Annotated in this window: 15 protein-coding genes; 10 read left to right on the forward strand and 5 right to left on the reverse strand. The window is 70.2% G+C overall.

Annotated elements, in window-relative coordinates; translation table 11 throughout:
- Nucleotides 1-155 precede the first annotated feature (155 nt).
- Nucleotides 156-1,616 carry an aldehyde dehydrogenase family protein gene (locus tag OHA11_RS26215; RefSeq protein ID WP_266500324.1) on the forward strand — a complete coding sequence of 487 codons (1,461 nt, stop codon included), beginning with the start codon at nt 156-158 and terminating at the stop codon, nt 1,614-1,616.
- 187 nt (nt 1,617-1,803) lie between these two features.
- On the opposite strand, the gene OHA11_RS26220 is transcribed toward OHA11_RS26215, so the two are convergent.
- Nucleotides 1,804-3,021 (reverse strand): NAD(P)/FAD-dependent oxidoreductase, encoded by a 1,218-nt coding sequence (locus OHA11_RS26220; RefSeq protein ID WP_266500327.1) that lies wholly within the window; start codon nt 3,019-3,021, stop codon nt 1,804-1,806.
- On the opposite strand from OHA11_RS26220, the gene uppS reads away from it, so the two are divergent.
- From uppS to OHA11_RS26245, 5 genes are all read left to right on the forward strand, one after another.
- Nucleotides 2,971-4,308 (forward strand): polyprenyl diphosphate synthase, encoded by a 1,338-nt coding sequence (gene uppS, locus OHA11_RS26225; RefSeq protein WP_266500330.1) that lies wholly within the window; start codon nt 2,971-2,973, stop codon nt 4,306-4,308. The genes OHA11_RS26220 and uppS overlap by 51 nt on opposite strands.
- A 162-nt stretch (nt 4,309-4,470) precedes the next feature.
- The gene (locus tag OHA11_RS26230) at nt 4,471-5,019 is read left to right on the forward strand and encodes a DinB family protein (RefSeq protein WP_266500333.1); all 549 of its coding nucleotides are present in this window, start codon (nt 4,471-4,473) and stop codon (nt 5,017-5,019) included.
- A 79-nt stretch (nt 5,020-5,098) separates the two neighbouring features.
- The gene (locus OHA11_RS26235) at nt 5,099-5,740 is read left to right on the forward strand and encodes a PadR family transcriptional regulator (RefSeq protein WP_266500336.1); all 642 of its coding nucleotides are present in this window, start codon (nt 5,099-5,101) and stop codon (nt 5,738-5,740) included.
- Nucleotides 5,741-5,897: 157 nt separating this feature from the next.
- Complete coding sequence (locus tag OHA11_RS26240; protein ID WP_266500339.1) at nt 5,898-6,842, forward strand: ATP-binding cassette domain-containing protein; 945 nt, start codon at nt 5,898-5,900, stop codon at nt 6,840-6,842.
- A gap of 8 nt (nt 6,843-6,850) precedes the next feature.
- Nucleotides 6,851-7,630, forward strand: coding sequence for an ABC transporter permease (locus tag OHA11_RS26245; RefSeq protein WP_266507464.1), 780 nt, complete (start codon nt 6,851-6,853; stop codon nt 7,628-7,630).
- A 563-nt stretch (nt 7,631-8,193) separates the two neighbouring features.
- Here the strand turns inward: OHA11_RS26245 and OHA11_RS26250 are convergent.
- The gene (locus OHA11_RS26250) at nt 8,194-9,600 is read right to left on the reverse strand and encodes a glutamate decarboxylase (RefSeq protein ID WP_266500342.1); all 1,407 of its coding nucleotides are present in this window, start codon (nt 9,598-9,600) and stop codon (nt 8,194-8,196) included.
- 185 nt (nt 9,601-9,785) lie between these two features.
- Between OHA11_RS26250 and OHA11_RS26255 the strand changes: the two genes are divergently transcribed.
- On the forward strand, nt 9,786-10,547 hold the full coding sequence (locus tag OHA11_RS26255; RefSeq protein ID WP_266500344.1) for a MerR family transcriptional regulator: 762 nt from the start codon (nt 9,786-9,788) through the stop codon (nt 10,545-10,547).
- A gap of 127 nt (nt 10,548-10,674) precedes the next feature.
- Here OHA11_RS26255 and OHA11_RS26260 read toward each other — a convergent pair whose 3' ends face one another.
- On the reverse strand, nt 10,675-11,040 hold the full coding sequence (locus OHA11_RS26260; protein WP_266500346.1) for a YbjQ family protein: 366 nt from the start codon (nt 11,038-11,040) through the stop codon (nt 10,675-10,677).
- Between the two features lie 140 nt (nt 11,041-11,180).
- Between OHA11_RS26260 and OHA11_RS26265 the strand changes: the two genes are divergently transcribed.
- The gene (locus OHA11_RS26265; protein WP_266500348.1) at nt 11,181-12,176 is read left to right on the forward strand and encodes a DedA family protein; all 996 of its coding nucleotides are present in this window, start codon (nt 11,181-11,183) and stop codon (nt 12,174-12,176) included.
- A 154-nt stretch (nt 12,177-12,330) separates the two neighbouring features.
- Here OHA11_RS26265 and OHA11_RS26270 read toward each other — a convergent pair whose 3' ends face one another.
- Together OHA11_RS26270 and OHA11_RS26275 are read right to left on the reverse strand one after the other, a co-directional pair.
- A complete protein-coding gene (locus OHA11_RS26270; protein ID WP_266500350.1) occupies nt 12,331-13,989 on the reverse strand; it encodes a threonine/serine exporter ThrE family protein in 1,659 nt (552 codons plus the stop codon).
- Between the two features lie 109 nt (nt 13,990-14,098).
- On the reverse strand, nt 14,099-14,590 hold the full coding sequence (locus OHA11_RS26275) for an inorganic diphosphatase (RefSeq protein WP_266507466.1): 492 nt from the start codon (nt 14,588-14,590) through the stop codon (nt 14,099-14,101).
- 79 nt (nt 14,591-14,669) lie between these two features.
- Between OHA11_RS26275 and dacB the strand changes: the two genes are divergently transcribed.
- Both dacB and OHA11_RS26285 read left to right on the forward strand, forming a co-directional pair.
- On the forward strand, nt 14,670-16,298 hold the full coding sequence (dacB, locus tag OHA11_RS26280) for a D-alanyl-D-alanine carboxypeptidase/D-alanyl-D-alanine-endopeptidase (protein WP_266500353.1): 1,629 nt from the start codon (nt 14,670-14,672) through the stop codon (nt 16,296-16,298).
- Nucleotides 16,299-16,576: 278 nt separating this feature from the next.
- Nucleotides 16,577-17,701 (forward strand): zinc-dependent metalloprotease, encoded by a 1,125-nt coding sequence (locus OHA11_RS26285; protein WP_266500355.1) that lies wholly within the window; start codon nt 16,577-16,579, stop codon nt 17,699-17,701.
- Nucleotides 17,702-17,801 lie beyond the last annotated feature (100 nt).

Raw genomic sequence — 17,801 nt, forward strand, 5'->3', positions numbered from 1 at the left:
GTCTCTCCGAAACTCTCCCGAGGGTCTCTCCGACTCCCCGCTTCAACTCCCTTGACTCACCAGTACGATGACTTGTGATCAGACCGTGAAGACGATCGATCGGGTGTCTGCTTCGGCAGCAAGGGATTGTCGGCAGCAAGGGATTGAGGGATCACATGTCGTCCTACTTCACCGACCTGGCTCAGCAGTACATCGACGGCGAGTGGCGCCCGGGTACCGGCTCCTGGGACATCATCGACTTCAACCCGTACGACGGTGAGAAGCTCGCCTCGATCACGATAGCCACGGTCGACGAGGTGGATCAGGCCTACCAGGCCGCCGCCCGTGCCCAGAAGGAATGGGCCAAGACGAATCCGTACACGCGCCGTGCCGTGTTCGAGAAGGCCCTGCGGGTCATCGAGGAGCGCGAGCAGGAGATCACCGAGGTGATCATCGCGGAGCTCGGCGGTACGCATCTGAAGGCCGGCTTCGAACTGCACCTCGTCAAGGAGTTCCTGCGCGAGTCGGTCCAGCTGGCGCTGCGGCCCGAGGGCAAGATCCTCCCCTCGCCGATCGACGGCAAGGAGAACCGCGTCTACCTCGTCCCGGTCGGCGTCGTCGGTGTGATCAGCCCCTTCAACTTCCCGTTGCTGCTGTCGCTGAAGTCCGTCGCGCCCGCTCTGGCCCTCGGCAACGGCGTGGTCCTCAAGCCGCACCAGAACACCCCGATCGTGGGCGGTTCCCTGATCGCGAAGATCTTCGAGGAGGCGGGCCTGCCGGCCGGTCTGCTCAACGTCGTGATCACCGACATCGCGGAGATCGGCGACGCCTTCATCGAGCACCCGATCCCGAAGGTCATCTCCTTCACCGGCTCCGACAAGGTCGGCCGCCACGTCGCCACCGTCTGCGCCTCGAACTTCAAGCGCGCCGTCCTCGAACTCGGCGGCAACAGCGCGCTGGTGGTCCTGGACGACGCGGACATCGACTACGCCGTGGACGCCGCGGTCTTCAGCCGGTACGTGCACCAGGGCCAGGTCTGCATGGCCGCGAACCGCGTCCTCGTGGACCGCTCGATCGAGGCGGAGTTCACCGAGAAGTTCGTCGCCAAGGTGAAGACGCTGAAGGTCGGCGACCCGAGCGACCCGCAGACGATCGTCGGCCCGCTCATCAACTCCTCGCAGGCGGACGCCGTTTCGGCCGTCGTGGAGCAGGCGATCGCCGAGGGCGCCACCGCCCTCGTGCACGGCTCCACCACCGACAACCTCGTCGAGCCGAGCGTCCTGACCGGCCTGCCCGCCGACTCGGCCATCCTCCAGCAGGAGATCTTCGGCCCCGTCGCGCTCCTCGTCCCGTTCGACGGCGAGGAGGAGGCCGTACGGATCGTCAACGACACCCCGTACGGGCTGAGCGGCGCCGTGCACACCGCCGACGTCGAGCGTGGTGTCTCCTTCGCCAAGCAGATCGACACGGGCATGTTCCACGTGAACGACGGCACCGTGCACGACGAGCCACTGGTCGCCTTCGGCGGCGAGAAGTCCTCGGGCCTCGGCCGGCTGAACGGCGAGGCGACGGTCGGCGCGTTCACCACCCAGAAGTGGATCTCGGTGCAGCACGGCCGCAGCTTCTTCCCGTTCTGACCCGCTGACTCTCCGGCCTGCTGCTTTCCGGCCTGCTGCTTTCCGGCCTGTCGGCTCACCGATTCTCCGGCCGCGGGACCTGCCGACTCCTGTACGGGGCGCCCCTGCCGACTGCGGTGCGGGCGCCCCGTACCGCGTCCGGGGTGTCCTGGGCGTGCGAGGCGCGCAGGGCGGCACGGCGCGGGGCTCAGCGGCTGAGCAGGAAGGCGTCCGGCCCGTACGCGGCGGCGATGTCCTGCGCAGGGATGCCGAGCATCGTGGAGAACGCCGTCACCACCGGGAGATGGGCCGCGCCGGGCTCGTCACCGGTGAGCAGGTCCCCGACCGCGTCGCGGAGCGCGGGGCTCAGGCGCAGCTGGTCGACGGCCATCCTCGCCGTCTGCGCGGTGCCCGGCTCCTGACGGCTCAGCAGGCGGTAGAGCGCCATCGCCACCCGCCCGGTCGCCGCTCCCGCGCCCGCGTGCTCCCGCGCGTACGCCTCGGCGGAGCCGTGCGCGGCGAGGCTCAGCGCGTCCTGGATGCCGAGGGTCGTGCCGGCCGCGAGGATCGGGTGGATGTGTCCGACCGCGTCGCCGACCAGCGCGAGCCTGCCCTGCCCGTAGTGCACGCGCGGGCGGAAACCGGTCGCCGACCACGTCAGACGGCCCGCCGCCAGTGCGTCGGCCAGCGGCCGGCGCAGCAGCTCCGGCATCAGCGGGACGAAGTGACGGTGCAGATACGCGTGCAGCGCCGGCGGGCGCGGATGGGTCGGGGGCACGTCAAGGACCACCCGGATCGTGCCGGGCGCGATGGAGTAGACGGCGACGCCGTGTCCGGGCACCTCGCTCGCGACCTGGAACATGTCGTAGTCCGGCAGCCCGGGGCCGTCGAGCACGACACCGGCCGAGTGCGACACGACGGTCTGCGGGGTGTGTCCGAACAGCGCGCGGCGGACCCCGGAGGAGCGGCCGTCCGCGGCCACCACCAGATCGGCGCGCAGCCGCGTCTCGTGCCCGTCGCGGGTCAGCCGTACCGTGCCGTCCGGTGTGGCGGCGGTGACCCGGGCGCCCGTGAGCACCTCCACCCCGGGCCGCTCCACGACACTGTCCCGCAGCGCGTCCACCAGCTCCGCGTGGGGCATGGACACGGCCCGCATGCCTCGCCGGTACGGCACCACGACCGGCTCGTGCCCCTCGTCGGTCAGGTGCATGCTGACGCCCATGCCCCGCAGGTGGCCGCCCGCCGGCAGCGCGAGGCCCCAGCGCAGCAGCACGTCGGCCGCGGTCGGATGCAGCCACTCCACGGCGAACGGGGAGGTGGGCCCGCGTTCCATGCGCTCGATCACCATCACCCGGGCACCGCGGTCGGCCAGCGCGTGCGCGGCGGCGCAACCGACCGGGCCCGCCCCGATGACGATCGCGTCCACGAGCACCTGGAGGCGATGCCCGCCTTCCTCGACGGCCTCTATCTCACCGACACCCTCACCGACCTGGCGTCCGACCTCGGCCGCGGCATCCTGACACTCCCCGAGGAAGCCCTCGCGGCCCACCGGCTCTCCGAGGCCGACCTCCTCGCCTGCCGCTGGACACCGCAGGCCGAGGCACTGATCGCCGATCTGACGGAGCGGGCCCACGACTGGCTGGACCAGCCCGCGCTGCAACGGGGAGTGCACCCGGGGATGGCCGTCCTGCTCCGTACCTCCACCGACCTGTTCCGGGCCCGCGTCCGCACCGCCCGACGGCTCGGCCCCGCGCTGCTGCACCGCACCGCCGAACTCTCCCCGGCCGTACGGTTCCGGCTGTTCGCCCCCGCCCGCGTCCGTGCCGTACGCGCCTGGCGCCGGGCCGCGCTGGCCCAGCCGGCGGCCGAGCCCATGGCGACTCTGCCCGAGCCCAGGCGCGAGGCCGACCCGGCCTTCCTCCCGCCGGTCCCGCCCCGCCCCCACCCGAGCGGGGAGCGCGCGCCGGACATCCCCGCGGAGCGTCTACCGCGGCACGTGGGCATCATCATGGACGGCAACGGCCGCTGGGCCGCCCAGCAGGAACTGCCCCGCAGCGAGGGCCACCGCGTCGGCTCCGACGCCACCCGCGACGTCGTCCACGGGGCGCTGGAGCTCGGTCTGAGCCACCTGACGCTCTACGCGTTCTCCACCGAGAACTGGCGGCGCGACGCGAGCGAGGTCGCCCGGCTGTTCCGTACCATGCACGACACCCTGCGGGACGGGGACCTGCGCTCCCTCGACGTCCGGCTGCGCTGGGCGGGCAGTCCCGAGGGGCTCCCGGTGGACCTGACCGAGGCGCTCCGGCAGAGCGCGCGCGACAGCCGGCACCGGACCGGCCTGACGCTCACGCTCTGCGTCAACTACGGAGGCCGCGCAGAACTCGTCCAGGCCGCGGCGGGGTTGGCCCGCGCGGCCGTGGCAGGCGAGTTGGACCCGGACCACATCGACGAACGCCTCCTCGCCGCCCACCTGCCGCACCCCCACCTCCCGGAGGTCGACCTGCTGTGGCGCACCGGCGGTGAACACCGGATCTCCAACTTCCTTCCCTGGCACCTCAGTTACAGCGAACTCCACTTCACCGACACGCTGTGGCCCGATGTCGACCGGCGCGACCTGTGGCGGGCGGTCACCGCGTACACGCACCGCGGGCGGCGGCACGGGGCGGCTCGGACGGTCGAGGGCGCGTCCGCGTGGAAGGGTGCGGCCGTCTGAAATCCCGGCCGCGCTGACATTCCGGTCCCGCTGTAATCCCAGCGCCGCTGAAATCCTGGCGTCGCTGAAATCCCGGTCCCAATTGAGGACAGAAGCTGACCGCAAGGGTCCGTAACTTGGTTGGTGTCAGGCAGAGAGCCCCACCGCGAAAGGCGGCCCGTCATGGTCACTCACGTATCCCTGGAAGCGCACGACGACGAGCGCGGGGCGCTGCTGGCGTTCCTGGCCGAGCAGCGCGGCGGCATCCGCCGCACCCTGCTGGGCCTCACCGAGGAGCAGGCCGCGAGCCGGCCGAGCGCGAGTGAACTGTCCCTGTCCGGGCTGCTCAAGCATGTCGCCGAGGTCGAGCAGGGCTGGGTCGCGCGGGCCAAGGGCGAGCCTCCCGCCGTCGCGCGGGACGAGTCGAACTGGCACGAGTGCTTCGCCCTCGTCGACGGCGAGAGCGTCGAGTCGCAGCTCGCGTACTGGGAGAAGGTGGCCGCCGACACCGAGTCGTTCATCCGCTCGGTGCCCAGTCTCGACGACACCTTCCCGCTGCCGCCCGCCCCGTGGTTCCCGCCGGAGGGCCGGGTCTCGATGCGCTGGCTGGCCCTCCACCTGATCCGCGAGACGGCCCGGCACGCCGGCCACGCCGACATCATCCGTGAGTCCCTGGACGGGAAGACTGCCTTCGAGTTGGTTGCGCAGGAGCAGGGCGCCTCCTGGGAGTGAGTCCGGGGGTCGTCCGGGGAGGCATACCTTGGGGTGAGGCGCCACCCGGCGCCGGGGAGACGGGTCATACGCTGGCTCCATGTCAGCGATCCGTCTCCTCGTGCTCGGCGCGGTGCGCCAGCACGGCCGGGCCCACGGCTACCAGGTGCGCAACGACCTGGAGTTCTGGGGCGCGCACGAGTGGTCCAACGCCAAGCCGGGCTCGATCTACCACGCCCTCAAGCAGATGGCGAAGCAGGGACTGCTGCTCGCCCACGAGGTCGCGCCCTCCACGGCCGGTGGCCCGCCGCGTACGGAGTACGAGGTCACGGAGGCGGGCACCGAGGAGTACCTCACGCTGCTGCGCCACTACCTCACCGCGTACGACCAGAAGCCGGACGTGCTCACCGCCGCGCTCGGTTTCATGGTCGACCTGGACCGCGAGGAGGTCCTCGAACTGCTGGAGGAGCGGGTGCGGGCCATAGAAGAGTGGCGCAAGGGCGTCACCGAGTACTACACGCCTGAGGAAGGCCCCGAACAGCTGGGCCACATCGGCGAGATCATGAACTTCTGGGTCACTTCGGCGGACACCGGCGCCCAGTGGACCCGCGGCCTGATCGCACGGATCAGGGGCGGCGCATACGTCTTCTCCGGCGAGGGGGATCCGTTCGTGGGGGTGCTCGCGGAGGACGACGAGAACCCGTACGCGACGGGGGAGTCCCATCCGGGGGACGCGCGCTGAGCGAGGCACGGGCGCTCGGCGAGGGCACGCGCGCTCGGCGGGCTCGGCGGGCTCGGAGAATCTTCGCTAATCAAGTTTGACTAAATGCTCGGACGGGCATACGGTTCACCGGCGCATTAGTAGTCAAGTTTGATTACCCTGAAGTGAAGGGAGCCCGATGACCGACGTGATCGTCGTCGAGGGCGTACGGAAGCGGTACGGAGACAAGCACGCGCTGGACGGGCTCGACCTGAGTGTCGGGCGCGGCACGGTGCACGGAGTGCTCGGGCCGAACGGCGCGGGGAAGACGACTCTGGTCCGCATCCTGGCCACCCTGCTGCGGCCGGACGAGGGCCGTGTCGAGGTGGCGGGGCACGACGTGATGACCCACGCGCGCGAGGTGCGCGTCCGCATCGGACTGCTCGGCCAGCACGCGGCGCTCGACGAGGAGCTCGGCGGACGGCAGAACCTGGAGATGTTCGGCCGCCTCTACCACCTGGGCGCCCGGCACGCGCGCGTGCGTGCCGACGCCCTCCTGGAGCGCTTCGGCCTCGTGGACACGGGCCGCAAGGCGGTCAAGCAGTACAGCGGCGGCATGCGGCGCCGACTCGACCTCGCCGCCTCCCTCATCACGGAACCGGAGGTGCTCTTCCTGGACGAGCCGACGACGGGCCTCGACCCGCGCGGTCGCGCGGAGGTGTGGGCCGCGGTGCGTTCCCTGGTCGGCGGCGGCACGACCGTGCTGCTCACCACGCAGTACCTGGAGGAGGCGGACCAGCTCGCCGACCGCATCTCGGTCGTCGACCGGGGCCAGATCATCGCGGACGGTACGGCGGACGAGCTGAAGGCGAAGACGGGCGGCGACCGGATCGACATAGTCCTGCACGACGCTGGCCAACTGGGCGCCGCCGTCGCCCTGTTGCCGTTCGACAAGGCCGCCCTCCACGTGGACGCCGACCGCCGCCTCCTCAGCGCCCCGGTCACCGACCGCATGACGGCGCTCGCCGGGGCCGTACGCGCCCTGGAGGAGGCCGGGATCGAGCCGGAGGACATCGCGCTGCGACGGCCGACGCTGGACGAGGTCTTCCTGCACCTGACCGGCAAGCCCGAGGAGGCCGCGTGAGTACGTCGATGAGCTGGGCCGTCACCGACTCCTGGACCATGACCTGGCGTGAACTCGCCCACTGGGTACGGCACCCCGTACAGGTCGTCGTGGGGCTGGCGTTCCCCGTGATGCTCCTGCTGATGTTCGGCTACCTGATGGGCGGGGGCAGCGGCATCGCGGGCGACTACCGCGAGTATCTGGTGCCGGGCATGTTCGCGCTGACCATGGCCTTCGGCCTGGACGCCACCATGGTCGCGGTCACCCAGGACCTCAACAAGGGAGTGATCGACCGGTTCCGCTCGATGCCGATGGTGAGCGGCGCCGTACTCGTGGGCCGCTCGGCCGCGGACATGCTCCAGTCTGCGGTCTCCCTGGTGGTCCTGGTCGGCGTCGGGCGCGCGGTCGGCTGGGCCTGGCACGGTTCGTTCGCGGCCTTCCTGGGCGCGCTCGGCCTGCTGCTCCTGCTGCGGTTCGCGATGCTGTGGATGGGCATCTACCTGTCCATGGTCGCGGGCAAGCCCGAGCTGGTGACCACCGTGCAGATCCTGGTCTGGCCGGTGAGCTTCCTGTCCAACGCCTTCGCCACCCCCGAGTCCATGCCGGGCTGGCTGGGGGCGACCGTCGAGTGGAACCCCATGTCGGCGACGGCCACGGCGGTACGCGACCTGTTCGGCAACGAGGGCGGCGCGGTCAGCACGTCCTGGGCGGCGCAGCACGCCGAACTACTGGCGGTGGCCTGGCCACTGGCCCTGCTCACGGTGTTCTTTCCGCTGGCGGTACGGAGGTTCGGGGCGCTGAGCAAGTAGGAGCTCCAGCGGGTGCCGGCAGGAGGTGGGTGCCGGTACGAGGCGGGTGCCGGTACGAGGCGGGTTCCGGTTCGAGATGGACGGCCGGTACGGGGTTGGGCGCCGGTACGAGTCTGAAGCACGGGAGGCATGGGAGGCCCGGGAGGTACGGGAGGCACCCCCACGGCGAAGTCGTCGGGGCGAAGTGGGAACCCGATCGCGGCGAGCGGTGTACCAGAAGCAGACGCTGCGCGGGGAGCGCGGCGGGCGTCGGTTCGTCGGCTCGTCGCTGATCGGGGGATTCCATGGGGTGGTTGGGGCTGAGGAGGAGGGCCGCGGCGGTTCTGGCCGCGCTGCTCGGGGTGGCGGCGTTGATCGGGGTGGCGGCGTTCCTGGGGGCGTGCGCCCAGGCGGATCCGGGAGGGGGGCGGCGGTTCCCCGGCGGGCCCCGCGAGATCCTCGTCCGCAGGGCCTGCCGGGGTAGTGCCTCCTCGGGCGACGGGAGGAGCGTCGGAAGGGCCGATGACGGAACGGCCGGTGACGGAGAGGCTGGTAACGAAAGGGCCGGTGGCGGGACGGCAGACTCAGTGATGAAAGCCGGTAGCCGTCCCCTTGTCCCGGATCAGCGGATGCGACTGCTGGCGCAGTTCGGGCAGCAGACTGCCCAGGTCCTCCACGAACAGCTCGGCGAGGTCGGACGAGAACCCGTTGCGGCACACCACCCGCAGCACGGACAGGTCCTCACGGTTCTCGGGGAAGGTGTACGCGGGCAGCAGCCAGCCACGCTCCCGCATGCGCCGGGACACGTCGAAGACGTCGTACGCGGTGATGTCCGGAGCCGTGGTGAAGGCGAACACCGGCAAGTGATCGCCCCGGGTGATCAGACGGAAGTCGTCGAGCGCCTCGACCTGCTCGGCGAGCCCCTGCGCGACGTCCCGCGTCGTCTGCTGCACGGCCCGATAGCCGTCGCGGCCCAGCCGCAGGAACGTGTAGTACTGGGCCACGACCTGCGCCCCCGGCCGGGAGAAGTTGAGCGCGAAGGTCGGCATGTCACCGCCCAGGTAGTTGACCCGGAAGACCAGCTCCTCGGGCAGCTCGGCGGCCGAGCGCCACAGTGCCCAGCCGACACCCGGGTAGACGAGGCCGTACTTGTGTCCCGAGGTGTTGATGGAGGAGACCCGCGGCAGCCGGAAGTCCCAGACCAGGTCCTCGTCGAGGAAGGGAGCGACCATCGCGCCGGACGCGCCGTCGACGTGGACGGGGATGTCCAGACCCGTGCGCGACTGCAACTCGTCCAGGGCGGCGCAGAGTTCGGCGATCGGCTCGTACGACCCGTCGAAGGTGGAGCCGAGGATGCCGACGACGCCGATGGTGTTCTCGTCGCACAGCTCGGCGGCGGCCTGCGGATCGAGGTGGAACCGGTCGCCCTCCATGGGTACCAGGCGCGGCTCGACCTCCCAGAAATTGCAGAACTTGTCCCAGCAGACCTGGACGTTGATGCCCATGACGAGATTGGGGCGGGCACCCGGATACCGGTCCGCGTTCCGTTTGGCCCAGCGGCGCTTGAGCGCCATGCCGGCGAGCATGCACGCCTCGCTGGACCCCGTCGTCGAACAGCCCACGGCGGCGGACGGATCGGGCGCGTTCCACAGATCGGCGAGCATCGCCACACACCGCCGCTCCAGTTCGGCCGTGCGCGGGTACTCGTCCTTGTCGATCATGTTCTTGTCGCTGCACTCGGCCATCAGCACCCTGGCCTGGGGTTCCATCCAGGTGGTGACGAAGGTGGCGAGGTTGAGGCGGGAGTTGCCGTCCAGCATCAGCTCGTCGTGCACCAGCTGATACGCGGTGGAGGGTGGCAGCGGCCCGTCCGGCAGCCGGTGCTGGGGAGGAGCCTCGGTCATGCCGCCGACCGGATTCGCCTCCCCGTAGAAGGGGTTGACGGTCGCGGGACGCTTGTCGGGCTGCTCGGGGCCTTTGTGCAGCGGCATGGGTCCTCCGGTCGGTGGGGTCGGGCCTCCATGGTGGGCCACCACTCCGCCATAAGCGGGTAAAACCGGCATGGCGCCCGGTGGATTCGCGTCCGGTTGGATTCGGCCGGTGGATTCCGGCTTGCACCTCACGTGACGTGAGGCCTCAGCCTGGGACGCGTACCGAAAAGGAGGGAGCGGAGACGATGAGCTACTCCGTTGGACAGGTCGCCGGTTTCGCCGGGGTGACGGTGCGGACGCTGCACCACTACGACGAGATCGGGCTGCTCGTACCGAGCGAGCGCAGCCACGCGGGTCACCGGCGCTACAGCGACGTCGACCTCGACCGGCTGCAGCAGATCCTGTTCTACCGGGAGTTGGGCTTTCCGCTCGACGAGGTCGCGGCCCTGCTCGACGACCCGGAGGCGGACCCGCGCGCGCATCTGCGCCGCCAGCACGAATTGCTGACCGCCCGGATCGAGAAGCTGCAGAAGATGGCCGCGGCCGTGGAGCACGCCATGGAGGCACGCACGATGGGCATCAATCTCACACCCGAGGAGAAGTTCGAGGTCTTCGGCGACAAGGACCCCGAGGAACACGCGGAGGAGGCCGAGCGCCGCTGGGGCGGCACGGAGGCGTACGCGGAATCGCAGCGCCGCGCCGCCCGCTACACCAAGGACGACTGGAAGCGCATGCAGGCCGAGGTCGCCTCCTGGGGCGAGCGCTACGACGCCCTCATGGAGGCCGGCGAGCCCGCCACGGGGGAGCGGGCCATGGACATGGCCGAGGAACACCGGCAGCACATCAGCCAGTGGTTCTACGACTGCTCGTACGAGACCCACCGGGGACTCGGCGAGATGTACATGTCGGACGAGCGGTTCAAGGCGTTCTACGACTCCATGCGCCCCGGGCTCGCCGAGCACCTGAGGGACGCGATCGAAGCGAACGCGGCACGCCACGAGGCCTGACGGCGGGCGGCGCCGAGCCCGAGGTGATCGTCGCGAAGCCCGGGCGACCCGGCGAGTGCCTGCCAGTAGAGGGCTGTAAGGGGCGTTCGCAGTGGCGGGCGCCCCTTACCCCCGTACCGCCGTCGCCCTACTCCTTGACCATCACCACGGCCGTGCCGTACGCGCACACCTCCGTCCCGACATCCGACGCCTCGGTCACGTCGAAGCGGAACGCCAGCACACCGTTGGCGCCCCGCGCGCGTGCCTGCTCGACGAGCCGTTCCATCGCCTGGTTACGGGTCTCCACCAGAGTCTTCGTGAGGCCCTTCAGCTCGCCGCCGATCATCGACTTCAGACCCGCGCCGATCTGGCTGCCCAGGTGCCTGGAGCGCACGGTCAGCCCGAAGACCTCACCGATGACCTGTTCGACCCGGTAGCCGGGCACGTCGTTCGTCGTCACGACCAGCACATCGGGCTGGGGGTCCTGGCCGCCGCCGTACTCTTCGATTCCCATGGCTCACAGCTTTGTCCCAGTCGGGGCACAGTGCATCCTGTAAGAGTCGGTGGAACCTGGTCACGTCATGCTGCGTTGATAACTTTGGCCGGCCAGACCCTCGCCTGCCGCATATCCACCACCTTCAGGAGTCCGGAATCGTGACGACGACGCTTGCCATCGGCCCAAGCTGGTTGGATCCGGACTACCTTCTCGACTCGTTCGGCATCTGGGGCCTGCTCCTCATCGTCTTCGCCGAGTCCGGCCTGCTCATCGGCTTCTTCCTGCCGGGTGACTCCCTGCTGTTCACGGCGGGTCTGCTGATCACGTCGAACCAACTGGACTTCCCGCTGTGGGCGGCCATCGTCCTGATCTGCGTCGCAGCGATCCTCGGCGACCAGGCGGGTTACATGTTCGGCAAGAAGGTCGGCCCGGCGCTCTTCACCCGACCGGACTCCCGCCTCTTCAAACAGGAGAACGTGGTCAAGGCCCACGACTTCTTCGAGAAGTACGGGCCCAAGTCCCTGGTCCTGGCCCGCTTCGTGCCCATCGTGCGTACGTTCACGCCGATCATCGCCGGCGTCAGCGGTATGAAGTACCGCTCGTTCCTGATCTTCAACGTGATCGGCGGCATCCTCTGGGGCGCGGGCGTCACGCTGCTCGGCTCCTGGCTGGGCCAGATCGACTTCGTGAAGAAGAACATCGAGCCGATCCTGCTCCTGATCGTCTTCATCTCGGTGGTCCCGATCGTCATCGAGTTCATGCGGGCCCGCAGTAAGTCCAAGAAGACCCCGCAGCAGCCCCCGGCGGCCCACATGCCCCCGACGGCCCCCACGATGGACGACCAGACGACCCAGCTCCGCCAAGTCCCCCCGACCCACCAGAACGGCCAGAACGACTACTACTACGGCAACAACGGCAACAACGGCAACGGCGGCAACGGCGGCCAGAACCAGCAGTACCAACAGCAGCCCTACACCCCGAACCAGGGCTACGACGGCTACCCCCAGACCCAGACCCAGGACCAGTACGCCCAGCAGTACCCCCAGGGTTACCCGCCCCAGAACCAGCAGCAGTACCCCCAGGATCCGTATCCCCAGGACCCGTATCCCCAGAGCCAGCCCTACCCGTACGACCAGAACTACCCACAGAACTGAGCAACTGGGTCCGACTGAAACGCGCCCCATAAGGGGCGCGGGGAACTGCGCGACCAGCCACAACCAACCGGCACCCGGCCACGATCAAGGCCACCCACGATCAAGGCCACCCACGATCAAGGCCGCACCCGCCGGAGGCACCCGCACCCGCGGCTCAGAACCCCCGGGTCCTCTTCGCAGCCCTCCGCGCCCCCGCGGAAGCCCCCGGCACACGCAGGAACAGCCTGGAAATCTCAGACCCCAGATTCACCCCGATCGCGATGGCCATCGCAAGGGCGGCAGCCTTCGTCAGCGACACCAACCCCTCATCAACATCGTTCTGAGCGATCGCCAGCAGCCCGAAATACGTGGCCGACCCTGGCAACAGGGGCCCGATTGCCGCGGTGGTGTACGGCAACGCCGACGCGAACCGATACCGCGACATCAGCTGCCCGAACAGCCCCACGAGCCCGGCCGCCGCGGCCGTGGAGGCGACGGGCGAGATCCCGCCCGCGTAGTGCATCGACCCGTACACGCTCCACGCCACACCCCCGTTGAGCGTCACGATCAGCACGGTGGATCGTTCCTGCTGGAGCAGCACGGCGAAGGTGAGCGTCAGGAGCATCGACGCGGCGATCTGCCAGTACGGCCGCTCGGCGGACTGCAGGGCGGTGTCCGGATTGAGTTCGGCGCCCAGTGTCACGCCGAAGTACAGGATCACGAGGACACCGATGACGATGCCGACGTAGAAGTACATGACCTCCAGGAGCCGGGCCGCCGCGGTGATGTAGTAGCCGGTCAGCCCGTCCTGTACGCCCGCCACCAGCGCCCGCCCGGGCAGCAGCGCGAACAGCCCACCGGTGATCACCGCGGACGCCCGCACGTCGACGTGCGCGATCGTGAGCGCGGCACCCATCGCGGCGGCCGGCATCGCGGCCACCGTGAACTGGTAGAACTCCGGCAGCCCGCGCCCCGCGCACAGCCACGCCAGCCGGTCGCCCAGCATCGCGCCGATGGCAGCCGCGACGAACACGATCGCGTCGCCGCCGACGAGCACGGAGGCCGCGCCCGCGAGCAGCCCGGTCGCGAGGGTCAGCACCCAGCCGCTGTACGGGTGCCGGTTGCGGCGGATCTCCGCGAGCCGCCGGTAGGACTCCTCCAGGGAGACCTCGGTCTGGTCGTCGCTGATGTCGTCGACGAGTTGGTAGACGGCCGCCAGGCGCGTGTAGTCGGTTCCCCGGCGCCGTACGGTCCGCGAGGCGGTCACCGGATCGTCGACCAGCGACGGCTGGTACGAGATGGACAGCAGCGTGAAGGTGACGCCCGGCTCGCAGCGGTCCAGCCCGTAGGAACGGCAGACGGCGAACATCGCTGCCTCCACGTCCTCGGCGCCCTCCCCGCCCGCGAGCAGCAACTCGCCGATGCGCAGGGTCAGGTCGAGCACGCGCGGGACAGCCGGACCCTCGTCCTCGGCCTTCTGCACGGTCTCGGGCAGGGGCCGCTCGGCGACCGGCATGCGCAGCATCGTGCGCATCCGGTCCTGCCAGGGCACGTTCTGGGCGGCGAGCTCGACCCGCGGTATGCCGGTCGGCGGAGTGAAGGCGGACGGTGGGAACTTGGCGCTGTACGTCCTCGGCGTGCTGAACGCCGACCCCTCCGACTCGACGACGGGCACCTGCGGGACGCCGAGCCCCTTGGGAACCGCGAACTCGGAGGTCGTCGAGGACTCCTCCTCGACCACCGATGTCTGCGCCACCACACCGGCCGGCGGGGCGAACGCACTCCTCGCCTCGTCCGACTGCGGCTTACGGTCCTCCGCCTCCGGCTCCCTCACCCACGACTCCCGAATCGCATCTCCCAGTACGCCTCAGTATGCGCACGGGGCAGACAAAGGGGCCGCGCGACCCCGTCGGGGTCACGCGGCCCGCAGGTCACAGGGGAGATCAGTGACCGCCCTGCTCCTCGGCACGCTTGTACGACCGCTCGATCTCGGCCTCGGCGTCCGTACGGCCCACCCAGTTGGCGCCCTCGACGGACTTGCCGGGCTCCAGGTCCTTGTAGACCTCGAAGAAGTGCTGGATCTCCAGACGGTCGAACTCCGACACGTGGTGGATGTCGCGCAGGTGCTCCACACGCGGGTCGTGCGCGGGCACGCACAGCAGCTTGTCGTCGCCGCCGGCCTCGTCCGTCATACGGAACATGCCGATCGTGCGGCACTGGATGAGGCAGCCGGGGAAGGTCGGCTCGTCCAGGATGACCAGCGCGTCCAGCGGGTCGCCGTCCTCGCCGAGGGTGTTCTCGACGAAGCCGTAGTCGGCCGGGTAGCTGGTCGAGGTGAACAGGCGACGGTCCAGGCGGATCCGACCGGTCTCGTGGTCCACCTCGTACTTGTTCCGTGAACCCTTCGGAATCTCGATCGTGACGTCGAACTCCACCGGTGGCTCCTCCATGATCAACACATAGTTCTGGTGGTTAAGTGTCCCTCACGCAGGTGTGTGATCGCGAAAGGGGCTGGTGGTCGTGCCAGAGCTGAAGGCTTGGCGGGCCGCGAGACCGCATGTGGTGCGGGTCGCGCGATCCGTGAGACCTCAACTCGTACGGGCCGTGGGAGCCGTGAAGCCACCGCTCGTACGAGCCGCGGGAACCGTGAAACCGCAACTTGTCCGCGCCGCGGAAACGGTGAAACCGCTGGTCACACGGCCGTCGACCGTGCAGCTCACGGCGGGCTCCGCCACCCTCGGACTCGTCGTGGCGGCCACCGTGGTCACCGCGGCCGGACCCTGGGACTCCACCGGTCAGCGTACGGCGGAGCGCGACTGGGCCGCATCGCGGGAGCGCTCAGGTGGCGCAGATCACGGTCATGTGTCCGGTACGTCCGGAAAGGCGCCGGCGCCCGCCCCCAGCGCCGCGTCCGTGCTCAGCGCACTCGGCGGACTCGGCGGCTCCGTCGGCGCCGGGCCGTCCCCCACGGAGAAGGCCCTCGCCGACGTCCTCGGCCCGCTCCTCAACGAAGCCGCGCTGGGCCCCGAACGTGCGGCCGCCGTCGTCGACATGGCCACCGGCAAACGCCTGTACGGCCGGGCCGCGGGCACCGCGCTGACCCCGGCGTCCACCACGAAGATCGCCACAGCTGTCGCGGCCCTCAGCGCGGCGGGCGCCGACCACCGCATCGCGACCCGCACGGTCCTCGAACCCGACACCACCGAACTCGTCCTGGTCGGCGGCGGCGACCCCACGCTGACCGCCCGCAAGGACGCGGAGGGCAACGCGAGTCTGCGCACCCTCGCCGACGCCACCGCCCGCGCCCTCAAGGACCGTAAGACCAAAGACGTGACGCTCTCGTACGACACCTCGCTGTACGAGGGCCCCGGCGCGCACCCGATCGGGGCCGACAACACCAACCTCGCCCCGGTCAGCGCCCTGATGGCCGACGAGGGCCGACTCGACGACTCCTCCAGCGGCATCGCCGACCGCAGTAGGAACCCGGCGGCCGACGCGACGAAGAAGTTCGCGGACCTGCTGAAGGAGCGCGGCATCAAGGCCACGGCCCCCGGCCCCTCCAAGGCGACCGACCGCGCCAAGGCCCTCGCCACCGTGCAGTCCCCGCCCCTGTCCGCCCTGGTCGAGCGCATGCTGACCACCAGCGACAACGACATCGCGGAGGCCCTGGCCCGCCAGACGGCCCTCGCCGCGGGCGAACCGGCGAGCTTCAAGGGCGGCGGCACCGCCATCCGCAAGCAGCTGAAGAAGCTCGAACTGCCCCTCAAGGGCACGACATTCGCCGACGGCAGCGGCCTGGACCGCGCCGACCGGCTCACCGCGGACCTGCTTACCGCCCTGCTGGCCAAGGCCGCCGACCCCGCCCACCCCGAGCTCCGCGCCACCCTCACGGGGCTTCCCGTGGCCGGCTTCACCGGCACCCTGAGCACGCGTTACGCGGGCCGGCCCGGCACCGGCCTCGTACGAGCCAAGACGGGCACCCTGACCGGCGTACACGCCCTCGCGGGCACGGTCGTCGACACCGACGGCCACCTCCTCGCCTTCGCCTTCCTGACCTCGTCCGACCGACCCACGGACCGCACGGCCACCCAGCAGACCCTGGACCGCCTGGCGTCAACCCTGGCGACCTGCGGCTGCAGCTGAGATTTCGACCGGCGACCGTTGTCGGCGCGCCCCGTCAGGGGCCGCCGCCAGGGGCGCGGGGCTGTGTCGATTTGCGGCTCCTCCCCCACTCTCGGCTCCTCCCCCACTCTCGGCTTCTTCCCCACTCTCGGCTTCGCTCGAGCGGGGGGACCCCCATGAGCGGGGGGACCCCCATCGTGGGCGCGCTCAGCCACAGCCGACCCGCACGGTCTCCACAAGGGGCACCCCTACGGTCCACTCCCTGCCCCAAGCGGCAGCGCTCACGTACGGTTGACTGCATGACGAGCATCCGTGGTGCGGAGATGGTCGACTGGAATCTCGCGGTGGCGACCGCGACCCGGCTCGTACGGCCGGGCCCAGAGGTGAGCCGCGACGAGGCCAGGGCCGTCGTCGCAGAGCTGCGCCGGCATGCAAAGGCGTCGGAGGAGCATGTCCGCGGCTTCACGCGGATGGGCGGCGACGACCTCCATGACACTCCCATCCTCGTCGTCGACCGTCCGGGCTGGGTCCGGGCGAACGTCGCCGGGTTCCGGGAACTCCTCAAACCGCTGCTCGACAAGATGCAGGAACGTCGCGGCAGCACTCCAGGCGGAGCCGTCCTCGGCGCCGTCGGCGGCAAGGTCACCGGCGTCGAGCTGGGCATGCTGCTGTCCTTCCTCTCCTCCCGGGTCCTCGGCCAGTACGAGACCTTCGCCCCGGCCACCCGCGAACTCCCGGCGGGTGAGAACGGCGGCGGACGCCTCCTCCTGGTGGCGCCCAACATCGTGCACGTGGAGCGGGAACTCGACGTCCAGCCCCACGACTTCCGGCTCTGGGTCTGCCTCCACGAGGAGACCCACCGCACGCAGTTCACGGCGGTGCCCTGGCTGCGCGATCACCTTGAGGGTGAAATCCAGTCTTTCTTGGGCGAGACCGAGGTCGACCCCATGACCGTCCTGGAACGCATCCGCGAGGCCGCCCAGTCCCTCGCGGGCGGCCGCCCCGAGGGCGAGGAGGGCGACGACCAGCGCTCCATCGTCGAAATCGTGCAGACCCCGGCCCAGCGCGAGATCCTCGGCCGGCTCACCGCCGTGATGTCCCTCCTGGAGGGCCACGCCGACTTCGTGATGGACGGCGTCGGCCCCGCCGTGGTCCCGTCCGTCGCCGAGATCCGCGAGAAGTTCCAGCAGCGGCGCGCCCGCGGCGCCTCCCGCCTCGACCTGGCCCTGCGCAAGCTGCTCGGCCTCGACGCCAAGCTGCGCCAGTACCGCGACGGGGAGCGATTCGTCCGCGCGGTCGTGGACGAGGTGGGCATGGACGGCTTCAACCGCGTGTGGACCTCTCCGAACACGCTCCCCACCAAGACAGAGATCGCCAAACCGGCGGACTGGGTCGCGCGGGTGCACCGTAAGGCAGAGTCGTGAAATGAATCCGGCCGACGGCAGGTGAACGCCCCTCCAATCACCCGTCCGAGGGACCGTGAGCGATGGGTAGGCGTGCAATGCTCGGGGAACGTCCCGGTTC

The sequence above is a fragment of the Streptomyces sp. NBC_00878 genome, from assembly GCF_026341515.1.
GTDB lineage: Bacteria > Actinomycetota > Actinomycetes > Streptomycetales > Streptomycetaceae > Streptomyces.